The 3,868-nt window shown below is 52.7% G+C and carries 6 protein-coding genes; 5 read left to right on the top strand and 1 reads right to left on the bottom strand.

Annotated elements, in window-relative coordinates:
* The first annotated feature begins 142 nt into the window (after nucleotides 1–142).
* The 5 genes from K7B09_RS12700 to K7B09_RS12680 all read left to right on the top strand — a co-directional run bounded on the left by K7B09_RS12700 (nucleotide 143) and on the right by K7B09_RS12680 (nucleotide 3,548).
* Nucleotides 143–493 (top strand): DUF3024 domain-containing protein, encoded by a 351-nt coding sequence (locus tag K7B09_RS12700; RefSeq protein WP_223629835.1) that lies wholly within the window; start codon nucleotides 143–145, stop codon nucleotides 491–493.
* Between the two features lie 224 nt (nucleotides 494–717).
* The gene (locus K7B09_RS12695) at nucleotides 718–1,350 is read left to right on the top strand and encodes an RDD family protein (RefSeq protein ID WP_223629834.1); all 633 of its coding nucleotides are present in this window, start codon (nucleotides 718–720) and stop codon (nucleotides 1,348–1,350) included.
* 266 nt (nucleotides 1,351–1,616) lie between these two features.
* Nucleotides 1,617–2,150 carry a hypothetical protein gene (locus K7B09_RS12690; protein WP_223629833.1) on the top strand — a complete coding sequence of 178 codons (534 nt, stop codon included), beginning with the start codon at nucleotides 1,617–1,619 and terminating at the stop codon, nucleotides 2,148–2,150.
* Nucleotides 2,151–2,215: 65 nt separating this feature from the next.
* Nucleotides 2,216–3,061: a GIY-YIG nuclease family protein gene (locus tag K7B09_RS12685; RefSeq protein ID WP_223629832.1), complete on the top strand. Its 846-nt coding sequence runs from the start codon at nucleotides 2,216–2,218 to the stop codon at nucleotides 3,059–3,061.
* 58 nt (nucleotides 3,062–3,119) lie between these two features.
* Nucleotides 3,120–3,548 carry a hypothetical protein gene (locus tag K7B09_RS12680; protein WP_223629831.1) on the top strand — a complete coding sequence of 143 codons (429 nt, stop codon included), beginning with the start codon at nucleotides 3,120–3,122 and terminating at the stop codon, nucleotides 3,546–3,548.
* Between the two features lie 111 nt (nucleotides 3,549–3,659).
* Here K7B09_RS12680 and K7B09_RS12675 read toward each other — a convergent pair.
* The coding region (locus K7B09_RS12675; protein WP_223629830.1) for a hypothetical protein at nucleotides 3,660–3,868 on the bottom strand (209 nt) is incomplete at its 5' end.

The following is a 3,868-nucleotide window of genomic DNA, read 5'->3' as shown; positions in this document are numbered from 1 at the left end:
TGTTTCGTTGTGTGTTGTCGCAGCTTGCGGGTGCACAGATTCGGGCATATCCTCTGCCTAACAATTCATTCAAGCCGACGCCGCTTCGCGGCGCGGCTTAATTCAGGTGTTAGGCGCCAAATCAACCATCATTGCAACTGACATGGCCATCAGCGAATTCGAGACCAAGCGACTTGAGAAGGTCATTGGCAGTTTCATCGAAAAGCATCGTCCGCCTCCGCATATCCGAGCAGAGCTTGATCTTGCCTTTCGTATCAACGGGCAAAGCGTTGAAATATTTGAGGTTCGCCCCCGCTGGAGGGGAGAACCCGGCGAAACCATGGAGCATCCTGTTGCAAAGGCCACGTACGTCAAGACCCAAGCACTCTGGAAGGTCTTCTGGATGCGAGCCGATCTAAAGTGGCACAGCTATCCGCCAATGCCTCGGGTCGGTACCATCGAGAAGTTCCTGGCGCTGGTCGGTGAAGACAAGCACGCATGCTTTTTCGGCTAGCAATTGGCGCCTAACAATTCGTTCAAGCCGAGACCGCTTCGCGGCTCGGCTTAGTGCGGTAACGTGTACCACACCGCCGTGCCGCGCAGCGGTCCGGCTTAACTCAGGTGTTAGGCCGCTGATGAGACTTCAATGGCACAATTGGTGACAATTACAGCTGCTTGACGTATAGCTCCAGCCTTCCTCCAATATTCTCGCCGAATAATTTTGCAAGGAATGCCAATTTGATCGACCCTCCTGAATTATCCATATCAAGTTGTTCGAGCACGCAGGCCGACATTGTCTACGTCGGTTTCTGGCGCCGATTCGCAGCCGCCTGCATTGACTGGATGCTTATCCTTACTATTTTAGGCACTGTACTTGCGCCCTTGTTAGCGGTGGCCTCTCTCGCGATCCTCATCAAAACGGGAGGCGGTTTTCTCAGCAGTTCGACCATCGCATTTCTGCTATTAATGTTGCCGTTAGGCCTCTACTTCGCTTGGATGCACTCGCGACCTGCGCAGGCCACGCTAGGAAAGATGGCCGTCGGAATTAAAGTCTGCCGTCCAAACGGTTCGGTCATCGACTTCGGTCAAAGTTGCATGCGCTGGCTGGGGCTTCTAGTGGCAGCGCTACCTGCCGGTATTGGCCTGATGGCGGCGGGCATAACTGAGCGCAAGCGCGGCTGGCACGACCGCTGGACAGATACCGTAGTCGTGGATCGCTGGGCGTTCACCGACCATCCCGAACGACAACAACCTAACCTAGACACTCTGAGCAAGATAGTGATCATTTTCCACGCAATCACCCTGCTTCTGGTGATTTGTGTACTAGCGTTCTTTGTTTTAGTCATGTCCAATTATCCAGGCATCTTCTAGGCATACTCAATCGATGCGCAAAAAATTGGTCCGCGGTCATCGGCCTAACAATTCGTTCAAGCCGAACTTGCTTCGTTACGGCAACAACATGGCAAGAAAAGCTTGCCATGTTGTCACCTCCACTACGCAAGTCGGCTTAACTCAGGCGTTAGACGCTGGAAGATCGTCTCCCGGTAAGCATGCTTCAATTAAGCTTATTCGACTGCACAGCCCAAAAATGTATTGAATAACCACAAAAATACATCAACTAATAATGGAATTATTACATGCAAAATCACATAAAATTAGCAGCCCAGGTTAATATTATTTTTGGCTGGATTGGCATTGGATTGTCCATACTCGCCGGCATATCGATTTTTATATTATTTATTGCGTCCGGAGGTAGCCTAAATGATTTAACAGCAGGAGATACTTCCGGCAGTTGGGTCAGGACACTAGGCCTATTGCTGCTTGTGCTGGGATCACTGCAACTTATTTTCTCAATAACCCAACTTTCAGGCGGGAGAAAATTGCTTGCGGGCGAAAAGGGCATGACCGGGTTAATGATAGTCAGCCTCATCTCACTACTCGCATTTCCAATAGGAACAATTATCGGCGCATACACCATTTGGGTTATCTCCGCATGTAGAGATTTGCTGATAGATCTATCGACAATTAAACATCCCCATGCAGAGCAGATGGCACAAGAGGGAATTATCTACAACGGTCGATATTATGCCGTCGGCGAAATTCACTTTGACAAACTAGACGACGCTTTCGCTTACGCCCGCCAGCTCAAGCAGCGGAATATAAGCGTCTAACAATTCATTCAAGCCGACGCCGCTTCGCGGCGCGGCTTAATTCAGGTGTTATACGGACAACACACATGCCTAGCGCCACGATCAAAATTTACCTTCCGCATGGCGATCCGAAGCGCTTACGGACTGGCGAGATTTCGAACTGGTCGGGAAAAGCCGTCGCTGGCCCTCGCACGGAACTCGATCAGCTCCTTAAGCGCGAGGAAGCAGGCAATGTCGGGGTCTACTTGCTTACCGGCGTAGATCCGCTGTCTGGCGGCCCAGCCGTGTACATCGGCGAAGCTGAGTCGATCCAGTCGCGGCTTAAGCAGCACGTAGACAAGGACTTCTGGAACCATCTCGTTTACTTCACTAGCAAAGACGAGAATCTTACCAAGTCCCATATCCGCTACTTGGAAGGTCGGCTCATCGAGCTGGCAAAGCTCGCTGGTCGCGCCAGCCTTACAAACTCCCAGGCAACCACGTCAAAGCTTCCTGAATCCGATCGCGCGGACATGGAGATCTTCCTGGAAAAGATTGAGCAGTTGCTTCCCGCTCTTGGAGTTGAAGTGCTCGTTCCAATCGCCGCCCCGCCGGAATCCCAAGAAGAAGCGCGCCTCCTGTTCTGTGAGATTAGCGGCCTTAAGGCCAGTGGGCACCTCACACCAAACGGTATTGTGGTGCTCGCCCAGTCGCAGGCTGTCCAAGCGCTGCGCCCATCGGCAAAAGACTATCCGTGGGTAATTAATGCTCGCGAGCAGTTGCTGAAAGACGGTGTGCTCGCGCCTGCTGCAGGCCGCCTTGTTTTCACCAAGAACCACGAGTTTTCTAGCCCAAGTGCGGCGGCAGCGGTGATTCACGGCGGCACCGCCAATGGCAGAACCGCATGGAAGGACGCGAGCGGCCAAACGCTCAAGCAACTCGAGTCCGTATAACAACTCGTTCAAGCCGACGCCGCTTCGCGGCGCGGCTTAACTCAGGTGTTATGTGGCCATGAAGACTTCTCTCCTGCTCGCAGCAGTTCTCTTTGGGAGCATTCCTGCTGCGGCTGGCAATGCAAATTTCGCGGGCAATTGGACGAGCGATACGCACCCCGCTGAAATGCGCAGTCGAGATGACATTTGCGGCAACGTTTCACTGGTTCTGACCCAAGACGGTGAAGACATTCACGGCGCCTACTACAACGCCCCCGTTGGTTGCGGTCGCATTGAAGATGGTGGTCAAGTTCATGGCGTTGCAATCGGAAATTCCGCAGTTCTCACAATTACTAGTGCAAGAAACGGTGCCGTCGCGATCGGCGTGGCGAGAATAAGTTCTGGCAGGCTCACGTGGACCCTTAAAGAGTACGTGACGGACGGAGAGCCATCGGGAGACGACCTAATTCTCGGGACTTTTGCGCTAGAACTCGCCGTCAACAAATAGAAGAGGCCACATAACAATTCGTTCAAGCCGAGCCCGCTTCGCGGCCTCGGCGCCGGCGTCTATGATTGAACCATCGCCAAGGCCGCGCAGCGGCCCGGCTTAACTCAGGCGTTAGCCCACTATGATGAAGTTTTTCGCAAGTCTTCTACTAATTGCGCTCGCATCCTGCAGCCACTCAAACCAACCAATCCCTGGGTCCACGGCATGCCAAAAACCCAAAGGCATTCCTGCTGGCGACCTACTTCTTTTTGGTGAAATGCATGGCTCTAAAGAGGCGCCAGCAGTCATTTCAGAAATAACATGCGTCCTTTCCAATTCGA

The sequence above is a fragment of the Thermomonas beijingensis genome, assembly GCF_020034655.1.
Lineage (GTDB): Bacteria > Pseudomonadota > Gammaproteobacteria > Xanthomonadales > Xanthomonadaceae > Thermomonas > Thermomonas beijingensis.
This window is presented reverse-complemented; position numbering and strand designations above follow the sequence as displayed.